The organism is Paludisphaera rhizosphaerae (genome assembly GCF_011065895.1).
In the GTDB taxonomy this organism is placed as follows: Bacteria; Planctomycetota; Planctomycetia; order Isosphaerales; family Isosphaeraceae; genus Paludisphaera; species Paludisphaera rhizosphaerae.
Genome location: NZ_JAALCR010000021.1, coordinates 72,436 through 92,114 on the forward strand (window position 1 = coordinate 72,436; position 19,679 = coordinate 92,114).

Below are 19,679 nucleotides of genomic sequence, written 5' to 3' on the forward strand. Positions count from 1 at the left end.
GCTAACGCTTCGGGGGGTGAGGAGGATGATCTCGAAGCGGGGGCGGGGCCGGGCCTCGTCGCCGATCGCACGCCACCGGCATACATCCCGAAGGCTGGGTCGAGACCCAGCTTGGAAAAGGCGACGTTCGCGCGTGCTGGGTCCGGCCCCAGCCTACCAGCTTATCGGTCAGGCTGATCAGTTGCGGAGGAGCCGACGCCCTCGCAACCCGGCCGCCGCGACGACCGCCATCGACGCCGAGACCCACGCTGAAGGTTCGGGGACGGCATCCAGTGCGCCCGGACCTGACCCCGAGGCCGAGACCAGCAGCGAGTAGTTCACGTAAATGACCTTGCTGTCGCCGGTCGTGAAGTTGCTTTCCATGATCTGGAAGGTGGGCGCAGCGGTGCCCGAGGAGTTCTTGTCGTAGAGCCCCGCCAGCGTGGTGGGGTTGATCGTCACGCTGAAGAGGACGCCGGCGTAGGTTCCGCCGGTTGGATTCAGCGGCAGGCTGGCGACAGTGCCGATCAGGCCGACCTTAGGCCCGGCGTAAGGGTTATACAGACCGAAGCCAGCCAGACTGTACCCCTCGTCGAGCGTGAACGTCCCCGTGAACTCATATTGATACGACGACGACCCCAGAACCGTCGTCCCGTTCGGCTGGTCCAGCGTCAGGCTGAAGCCCGCACGCGCCGTCCCCGAGCCGGCGGCCGCGAGCGCGACGGCCGCCAGGGCGACGCCTAGTCGCAATCCCAAACGCATCAGCAAGTCCTCCCGGGTGTTCGAGTGCGCGCCGTCGTCCCGCCGCCGCAGGGGATCGACCCCGCGGCGACCCGCCAAAGTTAACCGGCCCCCAGGCGCTCTTCAACCAAAATCAGGCCAGCCGATTCAGATATCCGAATCTGTTTGAATGGTTGAAAGCGAGCATGAGCCGACGCCGTCTCGCGAGCGAGAAGGGGCGGAGCGGGGCGGTCGACGGGCGACTTTCAGGCCTGGGGCGTGAAGAGAATGATCTCCACGCGGCGGGAGGGGGCGGGCTCGGCCGCAGCGGCGACGGTCGTCGGGGAGTGGCCGCCGAAGCCGACGGCGGCGACCTTGCGACTGCGGAACCAGCCGGCGGAGGCCAGGCTGTGGGCGTCGATCAAGTATTTGCGGACGGCGTCGGCCTGTTCCTGGGTGAGGACGTCGGCCTTGTCGGGATCGTCGGACGGGTCGGTGAAGGCGGCGACGACGACCTCGGCCTGCTTGCGCCCGGTCGCCTGCGACCAGCGGGCCACCTCGTCCAGCCGGGTCTTTCCCAGAGGGGTCAGGAGCGCACCGCCGGGCTCGAACAGGTCGGACGCGGGCAGCATGCGACTCTCCTTGCGCGAGCCCGGGCGATAGAGCACGCGGTCGCGCTCATAATACGAGCGGGCGTCGAAGTACCGTGAGATCGGCCAGGTCTGCTTCACGGCCAGCATGTTCTCATCCAGATCGGCGACGGCCTTCTCTCCCTTGTGGGTCAGAGCGATCAGGTCGTTGTAAACGGCGTCGTCCTTGATCAGTTTGCCCAGGCTCCCCTTCCCCTCGCGGACCTCCGCCGAGAGTGCGGCGAGGTGTTCCAGCCCCTGGCGGGCCTGTTCGGCGGTGGCGTCGAACCGGCGCAGGGATTCGCCGGCCTTCGCCATGAGGTCGGCGAGGTCGGCGGGAGGCTCCGATCGGATCAGCGACCCCTCGGCGGCGGGGGGGGCGTCCGGGAGGCCGGGCTTCAGGTCGACGACGCGGGCCCCGATCATCCCCTCCAGAGCGATTCGGGCCGTCGTATCCTCGCGGACAAGCCGGTGCAGGTTCTCGTCGATCCGGAGCACGAGTTCGACGGGGTCCCCCGGCCGGGCCGGCGGCACAACCTTCTCCACGAGCCCGGCGTCGATGCCCTGGAACCTGACGCGATGCCCGGGCTCCACGCCGACGACGCTGTCGAACTGGGCGCGAACGTGGAACGTCGGCTGCACCTGCCAACGACGATGCGCCACCTGGAACAGCCCGAACCCAGCGACTGCCAGCACGACCGCCGCAAACCCGACGTTCGCCAGCAGCCGCCACCGCCCCATGCTCGCCCTCATCTTCGGCCGCTCCCCGTTGAAGGTCCCGTCATTAACGGACAGAAGAGAAGATGCTCCTCGTTCCAACCCTCGACAAGTTGTTCGTCGGATTGCGGCGGAAATCTCCAGGCGGTTGGAAAGTTTGGGGCTCGCGATCTCAGCGTCGCGAACCTTGGCGGCTCGATTCGGATGCTCCCTCTCCCGCCGGGAGACGGCAGCCGCGCTGCGGCGGGTAAAGGTTGTGGGATTTCGGAGGGCGTGCCGGACGCAGCCGGCCACGAAGTCAGGCTATGCCTACAGTCCGACGACCCTCACCCGGCCCTCTGAGCTACCTTCTCCCGGCGGGAGAGGGGACCTGGATCCGCTCCGTCGTTTGGACTTGTTGCGGCTCGCCAAACAACATCAGCCTTAAGGCAGCGGCGCGGCGGCGGGATAGCCGTTCATGGGGGCGTAGCCGTGCCAGTACTGCGAGTAATAGTTGCTGCCGTAGGGGCCCATGCCGTAGGCCTGGCCGTACGTCTGGTAGCGGGCGAAGGGGGAGTACGTCGGCACGCCGGCCGGGAGTTGGTTCAGGTCGGTCAGACTCCCCCGGGGGAGTTCGCGGCTGAACGGCGCGGGGGCCTGCTCGTAGCCTCGGGCGTAGGTCCGCTGGGGCTTCTTGTTGCGGGCCGCTCGCCTGGCTGAGGCTGGTTCAACAGTCTTGCCGGCCGGCTTGTCGGCCCCGTCCTCGTCGGCCTTGGCGTTGGCGTCGGCCTGGGCCTTCTGGACCGGGTGGACGCCCTCGTGGGCGGCGTTGGCGGCGTCGATCGTCGCGGCCTCAACGGGGGTCTCCGCCACGATCGGCGGGATCACCGGAGCCGAGAAAAAGGTGCCGAATCGCGATTCGATCACCCCCGGGAACGGATAGTACAACGTCGGCGCCTGCACGTACTCGCCGCCGAACCCGCCGTACTCCTGCGCCCAGGCCGAGGAGGCCGGAACCGTTATCAACAACGCCGCCGCGCCGATCAGTTGCCGCCTCATCGTGGTCCTCTCCTGGTGTGTTGAAACCTTCTCTATCTTAGTGTGCCGCCTGGGAGGGCGTGTCGAAAAAAAATCATCCGGAATTTCTCAAGTCGAATTTTTTGGTTGACCTAAAACCAACTTTAGCCCATTGTGGTTCCATCAAGAAGTGGGCAATGCCCACTTACAGACGTCTTATGATTCCAGCCAGGGACGTAAGGCAAAGCCGGCGCCACGAGCGCCCGGGAAGCGAGGGCGTGAATGGCCGTGGTGGAGGACGTGGGTTCGGAACGGCGGTCGCTGGAGGAGGTTCACGGCTCGGTCGAGGTTCCGACGGACCCGGGGCGGCTGGGCCGCTTTCGTCGGCTCTTCACGTTCCTGGGGCCGGCGTACCTGGTAAGCGTCGGCTACATGGACCCAGGCAACTGGGCCACCGACCTCGAAGGCGGGGCCCGGTTCGGCTACGCCTTGCTCTGGGTCCTCTTGATGTCGAACGTGATGGCGCTGCTCTTGCAAACGCTGGCCGCTCGACTGGGCGTCGTGACCCGCCGCGACCTGGCTCAGGCCTGCCGCGAGGAATACTCGCCGAAGGTCAACGCCGTCCTCTGGGTGCTCGCCGAGATCGCCATCGCGGCCACCGACCTGGCCGAAATCCTCGGGACGATCATCGCCCTGAAGCTGATGTTCGACCTCCCCATGCTGCTGGGGTGCATCGTCACGGCGTTCGACACCTTCCTCCTCCTGTACCTCCAGCGCTGGGGAATGCGCAAGATGGAGGCTGTGATCCTCGCCCTGGTGGCGACGATCGGGGCCTGCTTCCTGATCCAGGTCTTCATGGCGAGGCCCGACATGGCCGGGATGGTCGCCGGGCTGAGGCCGTCGCTGCCGCCAGGCTCATTGGTGGTGGCGATCGGCATCCTGGGGGCGACCGTCATGCCCCACAACCTGTATCTGCACTCGGCCCTGGTACAGACGCGGAAGATCGGCACGGACTCGCTCAGCAAGGCGTCTGCCTGCAAATTCTACCTGATCGACTCAACCGTCGCGCTTAACGCGGCCTTCTTCGTCAACGCGGCCATCCTGGTCCTGAGCGCGGCGGTCTTCCACGCCAACGGCCGCGAGGTGGCGGCGATTGAGGAGGCCTACCACCTACTCCCCAGCTTCCTCGGGGGCGCTGCGCCGATCCTCTTCGGCGTGGCTCTGTTGTGCGCCGGGCAAAGCTCGACGCTGACGGGGACGCTGGCTGGGCAGATCGTGATGGAGGGCTACCTCCACCTGCGGATCGCTCCGTGGCTGCGTCGACTGATCACGCGGCTGATCGCGCTGATCCCCGCCGTGGTGGTGATCGCCCTGGCCGGCGAGCGGGCGACGCAGTCCCTGCTGGTTCTCAGTCAGGTGATCCTCAGCCTGCAACTCTCATTCGCGGTGATCCCGCTGATCCACTTCACGTCCAACCGCCGCAATATGGGGGCGTTCGCGACCCCCTGGTGGGGGCAGATCCTCGCCTGGTTGGTCGCCGCGGTGATTGTGGGCCTGAACGGGTACCTCGTCTTCGACCAGGTCGGCGAGTGGGTGTCGGCGGCGGCGGAGTCCGGGATTCGACTGGGTCCAGTCCCGCTGGCCTGGCTGGTAGCCGTCGGGCTCTGGTCGCTGGTCGGCGGGGTGGCGGGCCTGCTGGGCTGGGTGCTGGTGAAGCCGATCGTGAAGCCGTCGCCCGGATGGTCGCCCCCCTCGCGGACTGAGATGGACTGGACCGAGGCCCTGCGTCCCCGTCCGCTGGCGACGATCGGCGTGGCCCTGGAGCATACCTCGGCCGACGTGGAGATCCTCAACCGGGCCCTGGGCCTGGCGCAGTCGCAGACGGACCGGCCGGAGCTGGTGCTGCTCCACGTGGTCGATTCGCCGGTGTCGGCCCTGCACGGCGACATGACGGCCGACCTGGAGACCGACGCCGACTCCGACTACCTGGACAGCCTCGTGGCGACGCTCCGCCAAAAGGGCTACCGGGCCGTCCCCGCCCTGCTCCACGGCCCCGACCCGGCTCGCATCCTGATCGACCACCTCCGCGAGAAGCCCGTGGACATCCTGGTGGTGGGCTCGCACGGCCACGGCTGGCTGCGCGACATGGTCTACGGCCAGACCGTGGACCGCGTCCGCCACGGGCTGGAAATCCCCATGATGATCGCCCGTCCGACGACGGACGCCTGATCGCCTGTCGACCGGGCGTCCGGGGTTTTCGGGGTGAATCGGGCGGAATCATTGGGCTTGACCCGCCGTTCCGGCCGATCCTGTAAGCGAACAAGAAGCCCGGCGGCCGTGACGCGAGCCATCGCGAAGCGGTCGTCGAGAGCCGGTCGCCCCGCGGTTCGCCCGCGTCATCGCATCCGGTCGCCGGGCTCTTTCTTAAGACGACTCCCCGCGGCGGCACGCCCCCCTTCACCGAACGAAGGGGCCAGGAAAGGCGAGCCGGCCGAGAACGCCAAGGAGGGTGGAAGCTATGGGGTTGCCCGGCATGAGTTCGCCGCGAGGAGCCACGCGCCGACGGGCGGCGCTCTGGTCGGCGCTGGCGATGGGCTTCGTGTTGCCGTCGGTGGGCTGCCAGGTTGAATACGCCGGCATGACCCTCCCCTCTGGCAAGTACATGCACGACGACGTTCAGTACTTCCCCCGAGGACCTGAGTTCCCCTGGGCCAACACCCAGGCCGCCACTCAGCGGGCTCGGATGCGGGCCATGGGGATGGACGTCCCCAACAACATCCAACCGATCACCGATCAGCGGCCCGGAGCGGGCATGCCGACGGGCGCCCAGAACACGTTCGGCAACCCGACCGACGTGAACGTCAGCCCGATGAGCGAACTCCCCGCGCCTCCGGCCCCCGGCATCGCCCCGGCCGCCCCCGAAGCGGGCGTCCCGGCCCCGCCGCCGCCAGGGAACCCCTGACACGACCGCCTCAAAACGGTCGCCCGCATGTGGGCGACGCCTCCTGACGACTCCGGCACCCAGTCCGGCAGTCTGAAAGAGGCGTCGCCCTTCATTTTTTTGCGCTCAAGTCTCCGGCCGAGTCGCTCCCAACTGAGACGCAAAACAGAATCGATTTCGCACGACCATCCCGTTGATTCGGACCACACCGACAAAACCGTAACTTCTTGATCCGTCAGTGACCTTGGTTTTTTTTCGACGCAACACCTCCGGCCCCCTCTGGTGTTGAATAGGATGTCGATAGGGAATCTCGCCGATCGTCGTCCTGGACCGGGGAGTCGACTGCTATGCAAGCAGGCATGACAGAGCGTCGTCGAGGGATCGGGTGGGTGGCGTGGGCCGCGGCCGGGTGCCTTGGGCTCTCGCCGATCGCGATCGCCGACGAGCCGGCGAAGGAGAAGCCGGCGACGAAGCCCGCCGCCACGGCCGAGATGGCCGCCGACGACGCCTCCGCCCGCGAGATCGCCCAGGCGATCCAGGAGCTGCGCGCCGCGGCCGCGAGAAAGGCCGCCCGCAACCCCAAGGCCCCGGCCGAGCTGCCGAAGCGTCCCGAACGCAAGGTCGTCGCGCCGACGATCACCTCGGCAAAGATCGACGAGCTGGTCGCCGCCCGGCTGACGAAGGCGACCCCGAGCGTCGCCCCGGCCCCCCCGACCAACGACGTTGAGTTCGTCCGCCGCGCCTACCTGGACGTCACCGGCGTCCCGCCGACGCCCGCCCAGGTCCGCGAGTTCGTTGAGGCACGCGGCTCCGACAAACGGGCCCGGCTGATCGACGAACTGCTCAAGACGCCCGACTACGGCCGCAACTGGTCGCGATACTGGCGCGAGGTGATCCAGTTCCGCGCCTCGAACGCGTCCCTTCAGCAGGTCCGATTCGACCTGCTGGAAGACTGGCTGGCCGGCGAGTTCGAGAAGAACCGTCCCTGGGACGAGATCGTCACCGACCTGATCACGACCACCGGCCCCACCGATGAGAAGGGCGCCGCCAACTTCACGGCCGCCCACGCCGCCTCCCCCGTGCAACTGGCCGGCGAGGCCTCGCGGATCTTCCTGGGCGTCCAGATCCAGTGCGCCGAGTGCCACAACCACAAGACCGATTCGTGGAAGCGCGAGCAGTTCCATGAGCTGGCCGCGTTCTTCGCCGGCGGCCGGGTCCAGCGGACCGAGAAGCCCATGCCCGGCGTGAAGGCCCGGTTCGCCGTCATGGAGCAGCCCCGCGCCCGCTACGCCATGCCCGACCTGGCCGAGCCGACCAAGACGATCCCGGTGAAGCCCAAGTTCTTCCTGGCCTCGTCCACGTCCCCGTCGGAGTCGATCGCCGACGGCTTCACCCCGGCTCAGCTCCGCTCGCTGGCGGCCTCGTACATCACGGGTCAGGACAACCCCTGGTTCGCCCGCGCCTACGTGAACCGGATCTGGACGGTCCTGATGGGCGAAGGCTTCTATGAAGCCATCGACGATATCGGCCCCGAGCGCGAGGTCAAAGGTGAGGAGATCCTCTTCCCCCTGGCCGACCAGTGGCGAGAAGGGGGCTACGACGTCCGCTGGCTCTTCCAGACGATCCTGAACACCAAGGCCTACCAGCGGAAATCGAAGGCGGCCAGCCAGTCGCAACTCGCCGCCGTCTGCCCCAGCCGGCTCCGCGCCGACCAGATCTTCGAGGCCCTCGCCGTCGCCCTGGATCTCTCCGCCATCGGCGGTCCGGACGGCTCGCCGAGGAAGGCCGACGGCTCGCTGCTCAAGCCGACGCAGACGTCCAACGGCGCGAAGCCTCAGGCCTCCAAGAAGGCCGTCGAGGCCGCCGGGTTGGCCGGCGGGGTCGACAAGCGGAAGGTCGGCCCGGGGGGTCTCCGCCAGCCGTTCGACAAGCTCTTCGGCGTCGACCCATCGGCGATGCCGGATGAGGTTCTGGGGACCATCCCACAGGCCCTCTTCCTGATGAACGGCCCGATAGTCCACAACCGGACCCAGGCCCGCCCCGGCACGCCGCTGGGAGCGATCCTCGCCCGCTCGACGAACGACCGCCAGGTCCTCAACCAGCTCTACATGCTGGTCCTGTCGCGGCTGCCCAATCCGCAGGAGGTCGAGACCTGCGTCCAGTACATCACCAAGTCCGGCAACCGCAACGAGGCTTTCGAGGACGTTTACTGGAGCCTCGTGAACTCGACCGAGTTCCTGTCTCGGCGGTGAGTTCGATTCCGATCCGACGTCTTCCCCCCTCGCGGGGGAAGACAGACCGCGAAGCGGTCAGATGAGGGGGACGACCGCCATCGGACGCGCATCCGACGGCCGGTCTTCAAGGCCACGCCGATCCCCCCTCATCCGGCCCTGCGGGCCACCCTCCCCCGCGAGGGGGGAAGGCCCCACGAGACCGTCCCTGTCCCATCAACCGGTCCCACACGCCCGATCCATACGGAGCGCCTTCCCATGCTGACCGAATCGAGCATCGTCCAGGTGGCCATGGATCACCGGGGAGTGGTCGGCCGCCGCGGTTTCCTGAAGAGTTTGGGCCTTGGCGCCGCCGGGCTGTTGGGGGGAGGCGTCGCCCCGCTGGGCCTCGGCGACCTGATGAGCCTGCGGGCCGACGAGCTTCGCAAGCGGGACACCGCCTGCATCCTGCTCTGGATGGCTGGCGGTCCGAGCCAGATGGAAACCTTCGACCCCAAGCCGGGGACCGCCAACGGCGGCGAGACCAAGACGATTGAGACCGCCGTCCCGGGAATCCACATCGCCCAGGGCTGGGAGAAGCTCGCCGGCTCGATGAACGACATCGCGCTGATCCGCTCCATGACCAACAAGGAGGGGAACCACCAGCGAGCCGACTACCACCTCCACACCGGCTACATCCCCACCGCGACGATCCGACACCCGAACATCGGCAGCATCGCCGCCGCTGAACTGGGGGACCCATCCTTCGACCTGCCGCACATGGTCGCCATCGGCGGCGCAACGACCGGCGCGGGCTTCCTCGGCGCGGCGTACGAGCCGTTCCTCATCCCCAACGTCCAGCGCCCTCCCGACAACGTCGCCGCCAAGGTGGACACCGGCCGCTTCGAGCGCCGGCTGGGCCTCTTGAATCGCCTGGAGAAGGTCGGCTTCGAACAGGCTGGGGGCTCTGACCGCGTCCGCGACCACCGCGCGCTGTACAGCCAGACCTCGAAGATGGTCCTCTCGCCCCGGATGAAGGCGTTCGACCTGGAGCAAGAGCCCTCGCCGGTCCGCGACGCCTACGGCCGGACGCCGTTCGGCCAGGGCTGCCTGCTGGCCCGCCGACTGGTCGAGGCCGGCGTCACGTTCGTCGAGGTCCGCCTCGGCGGCTGGGACACCCACAACCAGAACAACGAACGCGTCGCCAACCTCGCCGGCCAGGTCGCCCCGGGCTTCTCCGCCCTGCTCAACGACCTCAAGGAGCGGGGCCGTCTCGACCGCACCTTGATCGTCTGGATGGGCGAGTTCGGCCGCACCCCGAAGATCAACAATACGGCCGGCCGCGACCACTTCCCCAGGGTCTTCAACGTCGCCCTGGCCGGCGGCGGGATCAAGGGGGGCCAGGTCGTCGGAGCCTCCAGCGCCGATGGCACCGAGGTCAAGGACCGTCCCGTCGCGGTCACCGACCTTATGGCGACCATCTGCAAGTCCCTCAAGATCGACGCCACCAAGGAAAACCAGACCGCCATCGGCCGTCCGATCCGGATCGTCGACGGCGGCAAGCCGGTCACGGAACTCTTCGGCTGACAGCGCACGCCTCTGAAGTCTTCCCCCCTTGCGGGGGAAGACGTCCCGCTCCGCAGGAGTCCCGCCCATCGTCCCCTCTCCCGCCGGGAGAGGGTGGCCCGAAGGGCCGGGTGAGGGTCATCGGACCTGTAAGCATAGCGGGGGTTTGCGGCCTTCTGAACCGACACGCCCTCTGAAATCCGACAACCCTCACCCGCCGCTGCGCGGCACCCTCTCCCGCCGGGAGAGGGGATCTAGTTCATCGCTGTAGCGTCCGGCCGTCGGCTCGTGATCCCGGCCGGGTCCCTCATCACTTCGGAGCCGTCGCCGGCTTCACTTCCTTGAGCGACTCCAGATAGGCGATCAGGTCGGCGAAGTCGCCGGGGCTGATGCCTTCCACCAGCCCGGGGGGCATGATCGAGACGTCGCCGCGCTTGCGGTCCTCGATCTTGTCGGCCGGGATGCGGATGGTTTTTGCATCGGCGTCCTGAATCTCCAGGGCCTCGGGCGTCTCGCTCTTGAGGACGCCGGTGACGACGCGGCCGTCTTCCAGCGCCAGAACGACGGGCTCGAATCCGCTGGAGATCTTGGCCGAGGGAAGCAGCACCGAAGTGATGATCTCGTCGCGGGGGTACTTGGCGCCGACGCTCGACAGCTCGGGGCCGACCGTCGCCCCGCCGGGCGCGACCGCGTGGCACTTCACGCAGGCCGGCCCCTTGAGGTCGTGGAAGAGCGCCTTGCCGTGATTCACGTCGCCGCCCCCCTTCGCCGCGCGGGCTCGGTAGGCCTCGGGATCGAAGGCGACCGTCGTGGGAGCCTTCAGGAAGGCGTAGTCCAGCGCCCCCGAGATCGCGACCGAGAAATCCCACGGGCCCGAGTTGTTCCCACAGCGGACGACGACCCGATTCACGCCCTGGCGCAGTGGCGCATCGAAGTGGTCGGCCTCGGGCCTGAAGCCGCGGCTCTTGTCGAAATCATAAGCCTTCTCGCCGTTGACCCAGACCGCCAACGTGTCGTCCGAGCCCACTGAGAACGTGGCGACGCGATCGGAGGGGCTTTGAACCTCGGCCACGCCGAAGACCGCCTGCTTGTCGCCTGAACCGTAGAGCCGGGCCAGGTTGATCCGGCCGCGACGGTCGCGGGCGTCGGTCTCTCGCCAGCGGACCTTCTTGCCGTCAAAGCCTTCCATCTCTCCCTGGGTCTCGACAGTCCCGGTGAGCGGGAACGGCGGCTGGGCCGCCTTCTCGAACGGGCCGATGAGCTTCCACGTGCGGATCGGCTCCAGCAGACCAAAGGCAGTGCGAAGGTCGGGGACGGCGCCGGCCGGAAGTTCGCGGCGCCCCGCTAGCTGGTCGAGCTGCGGAACGGACTCGTTCTTGAGCTGCGCGAGCGCCTCGGCGGCCTTCTTCCGGAGCGTGGGATTCTTGACCGCGAGCGCCTCGATGAAGACGGGCATCGCCTCTTTCACGGGCGCCTCGGCGAGGGCCTCCGTCGCCTCGGTCCGCAGCTCGTCACGACGTGCAGCGGCGATCAACGTGGCCGAATCCTCCAGCGTGCCGAGGGCTTCCACGGTCTTCTTGCGCACCGACAGATCGGCGTCGTCGATCTTCGCTCGGAGCGCCTTCAGGGCCGAATCGGAGCGGCCGTTGCGACGAGCGGCCAGAACGGAGCCCAAAGCGCCGACGGCGGCCTCGCGGACGGAGGCCGCGGGGTTTTCCAACGTCTTGACCAGAGCCGCCACGGCGGCGTCGGCCTGGAATCGACCGAGGGCGGCGACCACGCTCTTGCGCCGGTCGTCGTTCAGCGAGGGGTCGTCCAGGACTGCGAGCAGTACGTCGGTCGCCTCGCGCCCGCCGATCGCTTCCACGGCTTGAAGGGCGGCGTCGCGGACGACGGCCGGCCCCTTGGAGTCGCGGACCGACGCAGCCAGCGCCGGCAAGGCCTCGCGATCGCGCAGACCGCCCAATGCGCCGGCGAACGCGGCGCGGGCTTCGGCGTCGGTCTCGGCGGCGAACCGGGCACGCACGAGGGACTTCGACGCCTGGTCGTCGACCTCGGCGACAGCCCCGGCCGCGGCGATCCGCACGGCGGACGCGGGGTCTTCCAGCCGGCCGCGGAGGGCCTCCAGCACCATCGGCGTCCCCTCCCAATCGACGGTCTTCGCCGGCGGCTTGCCCTTGGCGGGCTGAGTCCCCCACCACTTGCCGTCCCAGGGCGGAGCTTCACGAGCCACCGACGCCAGCCGAACCACCGCCCGCGCGCGTTCGGCCGGCTCGCCGCCGCCACCGGCGAACGCCGTCAGCACCTTGACGGCCTCCTTCGAATAGGCTCCCTCCAGCGTCAGCAAGATCCCAGCGCGGACCTTCGGGTCGGTCGATGCGAGGCCGGCCGCGACCTTGTCCCAGTCGCCGATCCGGGCCATCGCCTTGCGAGCGGAGAAAGCGAGATAGACGTCCGGATCGGCGACGGCCGGGATGAGCGCCGCGACCCCCGAAGGGTCGGCGATACGGCCCAGGGCGATCATCGATTGGAGCCGGACGGCGGGCTCGGCGTCGGCCAGCGCAGCGATGAGGGCGTCTGTCGCGAACGGCCCGAATTCGAGGCCCAGCGCACGAGCGGCCTGGGAGCGGACGTCGGCCGAGGGGTCCTTCAACGCCTTCGTCAGAGGCTCCGCACCCTTCGGCGACCGAGCCGCGATCCCGGCAACCGTCCATACGAGGTGACGGCGGGCCGTCTCGGGCGTCTGCGGGTTAGCGAGAGCGGTCGTCGTCACGTCGTAAGCCGCATCGCCGCGACGAATCAGCTCGCGCTGGGCGCGGATGCGCTCGGTGCGGGCGGGGTGGTCGAGAGCCGCGATGAGCGTAGGGGCGTCGTCGCTGTCGGCCCCTCTCGGCTTGCGAGCGATCGGCTCGCCGGCGTAGGTCACGGCGTAGACGCGGCCGAGTTGCTCCTTCTTCTCGCCCCAGCCGCCCATCGACCAATCGGCGACGTACATCGTCTGGCCGTCGTGCGAGAGGGCCAGGTCGATCGGGCGAAAGTTCTCGACGTCCCCCGGCTGGACGAAGTCGACCACGTCCGCGACCTCGAAGGTCGCTCCCTTGGGCTTGAACCGGAAAGCCCGGACGGCCCGCTTGCCCCACTCGGCCCAGAAGGCGCGGCCGCGGAAGTCCTCGGGCCAGGCGTCCTCTTCATAGACGACCCCGCCGCACGGGGAGCCGCCGCCGTACTCGGCCATGTGGGGGAGGATCTTGTCCTTGCGGTCGTGGTAGTCGTACGGATAACCGAAATAGCCGCCGTCGATGTGATGGACCACCCGCGTCCACCAACCGAGGCCGTCGTCGGTGTTGTCATAGGTGAAGAGCTGGTCGCGGGCGTCGAGGTTCGGTTCCAGGTGGTTGCGCGTCCCGGACGAATAGACCTCCAACTCCGTGCCGTCGGGCCGGCAGCGAATCACGCCGCCCCCCTTGAGCTGGACCGTCCGGCCGTCGGGCCCCGTCGCCTTCGGCACGCCCTTGTCGCCGACCGATATATACAGATGACCGTCCATGCCGATCTGGATGCCCGAAACGATGTGATCGTTGAGCATGTTGGGCACGCCCGGGCCGACGCCCATGTCGGTGAAGATTTCCCGACGCTCGTCGGCCTTGCCGTCGCCGTTGGTGTCGCGGAGGACGGTCAGGTTGGGCATGTTCATGACGTACAACGAACCGTCGCGCCAGAGCATGCCGAAGATCGCGTTCAGCCCCTCGGCGAAGACGGTGGGCTCGTCATGCCCCGGCCGAAACAGGAGGATGCGGTCGATCGGCTTGTTCGCCGGCCCGATCTGGTCCATCGGATCCTCGCCGACGAACAGCGAGCCGTCCGGAGCCGTCGCGAGCTGGCACGGATACGAGACCGCCGGCACCGCCGCCACCAGCCGAATTTTGAACCCCTCGGGCACCTTGGGCATCTCGCCGCGTACCGCGGCGACGCACCAGACTCCCGCCAAAGCGAGTGTGATCACGAAACGTGGTAAGGAACGGCGTGCGGAGGAGGTCCGCGAGGCGGGTGCCTGGGGCATGGAGAGTAATTCCTCTTCAGGCAGCAGTGGCGCGATCGACAAGGAGTGGCGGCGATTGTACAACCCTTGCTCAACGACCCGCAACCTTGCGACCAACGATGGCGTCCCTTCTCGCCAACGTATAAACTGCTACAAAACCGCCATATTCGGTCTCACCGGCGGATCTCGGGATTGGTCCAATCGGAAACGGCGTCCATGGCGAATCTGAAGCTCGTCATCGAGGTATGCGACCAATCCGTTGGAGGGACGGGACAGTGGTGGAGCGGAACGGACCGGATCGGCGAACCCATTCGGTTCTCTGCATTGGACGCCCAGCGTCAGGCCGAGATGGGCCGACGCTTCCTGGAGCTGTTCGAGTCCGGGACCGCGTCAGGTCGCGGCGTGCGTCCTTTGGTTGAGCCGGAACTCCTCGCCGCAATGGGACGCCTGCTGTCCGAAACCTGGTTCCGGCCGGTGTGGGACGGCGTCAAGAGTCGGATCGCATCGACAACGAATCAGTTGATGATCCAGAGCTCCCATTCCGACGTCCTGAACCTTCCCTGGGAGCTGGTGGAGCTTGAGACGGGTGCGTCGATCGGCTGCGATCCGAGTTGGTCGCTCTATCGGTCTCCGTTGAACGCGCCTTCCCCGACCGGAGGGCCGCTCCGTGCGGGCCCGCTCCGGGTCCTCTTCCTGGCCTCGGCACCCGTGGATCAGGGGCAGCTCGACTACGACCGCGAAGAAGACGCCATCCTTCGGGCGACGTCCCGGCGCAAGGACGTGAGTCTCTACATCGCCGAGATGGGGAGCTTCGAGGCCCTCCGCGACCTCGTGGCCGAACACCGGCCGCACGTCGTCCACCTGTTGGGTCATGGGACGCTCGGAGAGAACGGCGTGGGCTCGTTCGCGTTCGAGGACGAGCGGGGACGTACCGACCTTCGGGGGGCCGACAGGATTGTCGCGGACGTGTTTCGGGGCGGTCGACACGGGGTCCGTTGCGTCTTCTTTAACGGCTGCCAGACCTCGCAGGCGGCGACCGCAGGCCTCTGCCAATCGCTGGTCAAGGCGGGGGTACCGCTCGCGGTTGGTTGGTCGGCCAGCGTGGCCGACGATCGCGCCCTTCGATTCGCCGAGGAGTTCTACCGGAGCATCGGCCTTCGCGAGCCTGTCCCGATCGCCGTCGCCCGGGCCCGCGAGACGATCCGACGCGCCGGCCGCGTGGGGCAACAGGGTTCGGAACTTCAGGACGCGACGTTCGCCCTGCCCCAGGTTTACGCCTCGCTCCCGGACGGTTTGCTGTTCGATGCCTCCCTGCCGCCGGAACCCGACGCCCCGCCGCGGACGACCTACATGGTCATCGGCAACGGCATCAAGGGCCTGAGAGAGGGCTTCGTCGGTCGTCGACGCGAACAACAGAGGCTGGTTCCCGCGATTCGCGACGGCGAAATTACGTTCGCCGTCCTGACGGGACTCGGCGACGCCGGGAAGAGCACGCTCGCGACCCGCGCCGCGAATCGCCTCAAATCGGCCGGCTTCGAGATCGTCCCGATTCGCGCGGTGAAACACAAGGACGGCCCCGAGGCGGCCGGCCGCGAATTGATGAGCAGCCTCAAGGACGGGTTGGGCGTTGCGTTCATCCGGGCCGGCCGCGAAGACCTCCGAGGCCAGATCACAAACGGCCAGATCACCGAGCCGGTGCGACTCGACCTGGCGGTTCGAGGATTGAACGAGGTGCGGGCGCTCCTGGTCGTCGACAACTTCGAGGACGTCCTCGATCCGGAGACACGTCGCATCGCCGATGCTACCCTGGCCGAATTTTACTGCAAACTGGCGTACAACCTGGTGGGCGAGTCCCGAGCGATCGTGACCTGTCGCTATCTCCCAGAGCAGACCCCGATCGATCAGCCGACCGTCGACCATTTGCCACTTCCCGATTTCACGGAGTCGGATTACCTCAAATTCCTCCGCAGAGACCCCGTGGTCGCTGACCGAATCGCCTGCGGCGATCTTAAGCCTCTCCTCCTCCATCAACTCCACGCCGTTTTCGGCGGCACTCCCGGCTTCTTGGTGACGATCCGCAAGATCCTTCGAACGGCCGACGCCGACGAGCTGCGCGACGAGCTGGACGAGCTGGGAGACCCCGCCGGAGTCCTGGCCGGGGCCCGCGAAGCCTATTACGAGAACCTCGTCGCCGTTCGCCTTTACACAGCCCTCCATCCCGACGCCCGCTCGCTCGTCAGCCGGCTGGCGGTCAGCGAGCTTCCCCTCCCTCCCGTCGCCGTTGCCCAACTCACCGATCTCGAGGACGACGTCATCGAACCACACCTGGAGTCCGGCGTCGCCTTCGGCCTGCTGCAGCGTTTCGACGACCCCGTCCATCCCCCGCTCTATCACCCCCCCGGACTTCTCCGGCCCTGGCTCACGGACGCGAGCCGGCTCTCCGACGAGGTCGCTCGCGACATCGACCGTCGTCTGGCCGCCTTCTGGAAGGAGTATTGCGAAAACGACCGGGAGAACGAATATCGCGTGTCCATCGAGTCCGAACTCCTGGCCTGCCGACGCCACGCCGACCGCGGCGGCGATCGAACGACCTTTCGATGGGCGACGCTTCGTCTTAGTCACAATATGGAAAAGCGATCCGACTGGCTCGCCGCACACGCGTTACTCCAGGAGATCCCTCTTCAGGAACAGGAGACCGGGGTTCTCCTTGATCTAGCCAGGGTGGAAGCCAAAATTGGAGCTTTGAAGTCGGCCAGAGAACGGCTGGAAAACTCGCTGGCAATTAACTCGACAGACCGAGCCAGCGAGGCCGCCGCATTGCACAGCCTCGCCACGATCGACCTAAACGAGGGCTCGTACGCGGCGGCCCGCGAGAAGTTCGCCCGCTCCCTCGAGATCCGGCAGGCGGTCGGCGACCGCGCCGGCGAGGCCGCCGTATGGTACGACCTCGCCTCTCTCGACCTTGAGGAGGGCTCGTACGCGGCGGCCCGCGAGAAGTTCGCCCGCTCCCTCGCCATCGAGCAGGCCGTCGGCGACCGCGCCGGCGAGAGCGCCGCGTGGCGTCAACTCGCCAGGATCGACCTTGAGGAGGGCTCGTACGCGGCGGCCCGCGAGAAGTTCGCCCGCTCCCTCGCCATCGAGCAGGCCGTCGGCGATCTCGCCGGCGAGTCCGGATCGTGGCACGGCCTCGCCAGGATCGACCTTGAGGAGGGCTCGTACGCGGCGGCCCGCGAGAAGTTCGCCCGCTCCCTCGAGATCCGGCAGGCGGTCGGCGACCGCGCCGGCGAGGCCGCCACCTTCGCCCAGTTGGGCGTCATCGCATTTTCGCTGCGAAGACTGGAAGTCGCGGCGGAGCTGACAGCCATCGCCCTGTGGCTCCTCGAGACTGTTGGTCATTCCGATCGGGCGATCACTCGCCGGAATCTCGACTACACGTGCCGCATCCTGGGTTATGACCAGGCGCAGTACGATGCTTTGCTGGAATCGGCCGGCGAGGAGTACCGCAAGGATCGCGGAGCCGGCCTGATCGCACGAGCGTTCGAGGGTGATCCGGACGATGCTTGATGAGCCTCGACGAGTTCGAGTCATCGCCTCGGCCTTCACCGCCTGGGCCTCGTCACTCTTTTCGGATGGCTCCGACAACTTCGACGCGGATGGGGACGCCGTCGATCGAGCGGGGAAGGTCGACGTCGGGAGGAGGAGGAGACTGGAGGTTGATCTTGAGGCCGAAGCCACCGTCGACACGCTGGATGCCGACGCCGACGACCTGAGTGCGAGCGGCGAAGAGGATCCGGGCGCGATCCTTGACGGCTCGGGCTTGCTCCAGGGTGACATCGGCCATGAGAAGGGACCTCCACCCCTGGATTATAGGCTTCCGACCGACGTTCAACCAAGAAAGAGATCGACCTTCAGCTCGTCGAGCACGGTTCGGAGCGGGTTTGCGTAGGTCAACCCCTTGCCGTTGGAACCGCCCAGATCGCCGCCGGCGAACAGCAGAGCCACCGCGCGGCGGTCGGCGCCGACGATCAGCGAACCGCTGTCGCCCCCCCGGCTGAACGGCTCGTCCCCTTCTCCCTCGATCTCGATCTGATCGTTGAAGGTGAGCAGGCCGAGATCGTATCGAATGACCACGTCGTCAACCTCGAAAGCCGTGACGCGGCCCCGGGTCAGGCCGGTCGTTCGACCGATCTTGGCCACGGCGTCGCCGTCCATGAGCGCGGCGTCACCCAGGCCGGCGAGCTTGCCCAGTCCGGTCAGCGTCCGAGCGTCATATTCGATCTTCTCCGCGATCGTGGCGACGGCGGCGTCGACGAGATTGGTCCCCTCACGCTTGAGGCGGATGAAGCGGAGCAATTCGCCGACCTTGGAATCCGGCAGGCTCCCGCCGTCGTACTTGCCCGGCTGGAGGATCGCGTCCCCCTTTTTCGCCTTGTTCTCATTCGCAAGAACGTGGTTGTTGGAAAGTATGAGCACTTCCCCGTCCGCCCGAGCTTGAACGAACGCCCCGAGGGTACCCGCGGTGACCTTGATGTGGCCGATCGAACAGCCGATCTTCAACGGTCGAACGGGTTTCCGCCCCCAGGGAACCGCGGCCCGCTTGACGGGAACGCCGATGTACTGGACGTCGACCTCGCCCTTCGCTCGTTTGCGAATCGCCGCAACCTCACGGCTGTTCTCCAACCCCCGGTTCTGGATGCGGACGGCCAGGACGAACTGACCCTTGTCATTCTTCGGTGCGACGCCCAGGGCGATCGTCGGCGGCGCGGCCGGAGCATCGGCCGCCGGCCCGACTTGCATCCCCAGAGCCCGCACCTCGGCCGACTCGTTCATCGGCCCGATCACCGAGGCCTTGATGTCCGCCTTCAGGCTGCGAACCGATCCGAGTTCCATCTTGAACCTCTCCTGCGACCGACAAGCCGCAACATCGCGTCACACCGCAGGGGTATCATAACTCACGTTCGGCGGCCGATCATCGGGATCAAATCCGCAAATCCTGCGTGCCGTCTGCCGAGGAGGCTTGCGCATGTCGGCGGAGAACTACGACCGCTTCCGGGTCGAGACCATACCGAGAGGCGAGGTCGACCTGGCCCTGGAAGCCGCGGCGGCTGAGGGCTGGAATCCTGGGCTGCACGACGCTGATTGTTTCTGGGCGATCGACCCGTCGGGCTTCTTCATGGGGGTTCTGGATGGTCGCGTCGTCGGCCGTGCGTCGGCCGTGGCGTATGACGACCACTTCGGGTTCTTCGGCCTCTTCATCGTCGAGCCCGAACTCAGGGGACGCGGCTGCGGGAGTGCTATCACCGAGGCCGCCCTGCGTTACAACGGCACACGCAACCTGGGGCTCGACGGCGTCGTGGCGATGGAGGCGAAATACGCCGCCCGCGGCTTTCGGGCGGTGCATCGGAGCATTCGCCACGCCTTCACTCCCAGACGCGCCGTGGAACCCCGCGCGGGGATCGTTTCCGCCGCCGGGGTCCCGTTCGAGGCCCTGGTCGACTACGACGCCCGCCACTTCCCCGCTCGACGGCCGGGCTTCCTCGCGCGCTGGATCTCCCAGCCGGATGCCACGGCCCTGGCGTTCGTCGAGGGCGGCTCGATCGGAGGCTTCGGCGTGATCCGAGCCTGTCGGAAGGGTCGCAAGATCGGCCCCCTCTTCGCCGAGGACGACCAAGTTGCGGAGGCGCTTTTCCAGGCCCTGTGCAACGCGGGAATCGGCGAATCGGTGTACCTGGACGTTCCCGAACCGAACGCCGCCGCGATGGCGCTCGCCCACCGTCACGGGATGACGCCCGAGTTTGAGTGCATTCGCATGTACCTGCGCGGCGATCCCGGCCTGCCGCTCGATCGCATCTACGGCGTCACTGCCTTCGAGGTCGGCTGAG

General features: G+C 67.5%; 12 protein-coding genes. 6 read left to right on the top strand and 6 right to left on the bottom strand.

Translation table 11 applies throughout. The features are described 5' to 3' along the window. Nucleotides 1-177: 177 nt before the first annotated feature. The 3 genes from G5C50_RS23695 to G5C50_RS23705 form a co-directional block, all read right to left on the bottom strand. Nucleotides 178-741, bottom strand: coding sequence for a hypothetical protein (locus G5C50_RS23695; RefSeq protein WP_165073442.1), 564 nt, complete (start codon nt 739-741; stop codon nt 178-180). A 224-nt stretch (nt 742-965) separates the two neighbouring features. After that, a complete protein-coding gene (locus G5C50_RS23700) occupies nt 966-2,081 on the bottom strand; it encodes an MlaD family protein (protein WP_165073443.1) in 1,116 nt (371 codons plus the stop codon). 387 nt (nt 2,082-2,468) lie between these two features. Next, entirely contained in the window at nt 2,469-3,083 is a 615-nt protein-coding gene (locus tag G5C50_RS23705) for a hypothetical protein (RefSeq protein WP_165073444.1), read from the bottom strand. Nucleotides 3,084-3,323: 240 nt separating this feature from the next. Here G5C50_RS23705 and G5C50_RS23710 point away from each other — a divergent pair, with 240 nt between their 5' ends. The 4 genes from G5C50_RS23710 (at nt 3,324) to G5C50_RS23725 (ending at nt 9,779) form a co-directional block, all read left to right on the top strand. After that, on the top strand, nt 3,324-5,270 hold the full coding sequence (locus G5C50_RS23710; RefSeq protein ID WP_165073445.1) for an Nramp family divalent metal transporter: 1,947 nt from the start codon (nt 3,324-3,326) through the stop codon (nt 5,268-5,270). Nucleotides 5,271-5,574: 304 nt separating this feature from the next. Further along, complete coding sequence (locus G5C50_RS23715; RefSeq protein ID WP_165073446.1) at nt 5,575-6,003, top strand: hypothetical protein; 429 nt, start codon at nt 5,575-5,577, stop codon at nt 6,001-6,003. A gap of 326 nt (nt 6,004-6,329) precedes the next feature. Further along, the gene (locus G5C50_RS23720; protein WP_206107828.1) at nt 6,330-8,234 is read left to right on the top strand and encodes a DUF1549 domain-containing protein; all 1,905 of its coding nucleotides are present in this window, start codon (nt 6,330-6,332) and stop codon (nt 8,232-8,234) included. A 237-nt stretch (nt 8,235-8,471) separates the two neighbouring features. Continuing rightward, a complete protein-coding gene (locus G5C50_RS23725; protein ID WP_240907333.1) occupies nt 8,472-9,779 on the top strand; it encodes a DUF1501 domain-containing protein in 1,308 nt (435 codons plus the stop codon). A 289-nt stretch (nt 9,780-10,068) separates the two neighbouring features. Here the strand turns inward: G5C50_RS23725 and G5C50_RS23730 are convergent, their stop codons facing one another. Continuing rightward, entirely contained in the window at nt 10,069-13,818 is a 3,750-nt protein-coding gene (locus tag G5C50_RS23730; protein ID WP_165073448.1) for a PVC-type heme-binding CxxCH protein, read from the bottom strand. Between the two features lie 195 nt (nt 13,819-14,013). Here G5C50_RS23730 and G5C50_RS23735 point away from each other — a divergent pair, with 195 nt between their 5' ends. Continuing rightward, nucleotides 14,014-17,361, top strand: a complete 3,348-nt coding sequence (locus G5C50_RS23735) for a tetratricopeptide repeat protein (protein ID WP_165073449.1) — start codon at nt 14,014-14,016, stop codon at nt 17,359-17,361. 52 nt (nt 17,362-17,413) lie between these two features. Here the strand turns inward: G5C50_RS23735 and G5C50_RS23740 are convergent, their stop codons facing one another. Next, nucleotides 17,414-17,638, bottom strand: a complete 225-nt coding sequence (locus G5C50_RS23740; protein ID WP_165073450.1) for a hypothetical protein — start codon at nt 17,636-17,638, stop codon at nt 17,414-17,416. A gap of 44 nt (nt 17,639-17,682) precedes the next feature. Beyond that, nucleotides 17,683-18,687, bottom strand: coding sequence for a Nal1-like putative serine protease (locus tag G5C50_RS23745; protein ID WP_165073451.1), 1,005 nt, complete (start codon nt 18,685-18,687; stop codon nt 17,683-17,685). A 133-nt stretch (nt 18,688-18,820) separates the two neighbouring features. Between G5C50_RS23745 and G5C50_RS23750 the strand changes: the two genes are divergently transcribed. Then, on the top strand, nt 18,821-19,678 hold the full coding sequence (locus G5C50_RS23750) for a GNAT family N-acetyltransferase (RefSeq protein WP_165073452.1): 858 nt from the start codon (nt 18,821-18,823) through the stop codon (nt 19,676-19,678). Nucleotide 19,679: the final 1 nt, after the last annotated feature.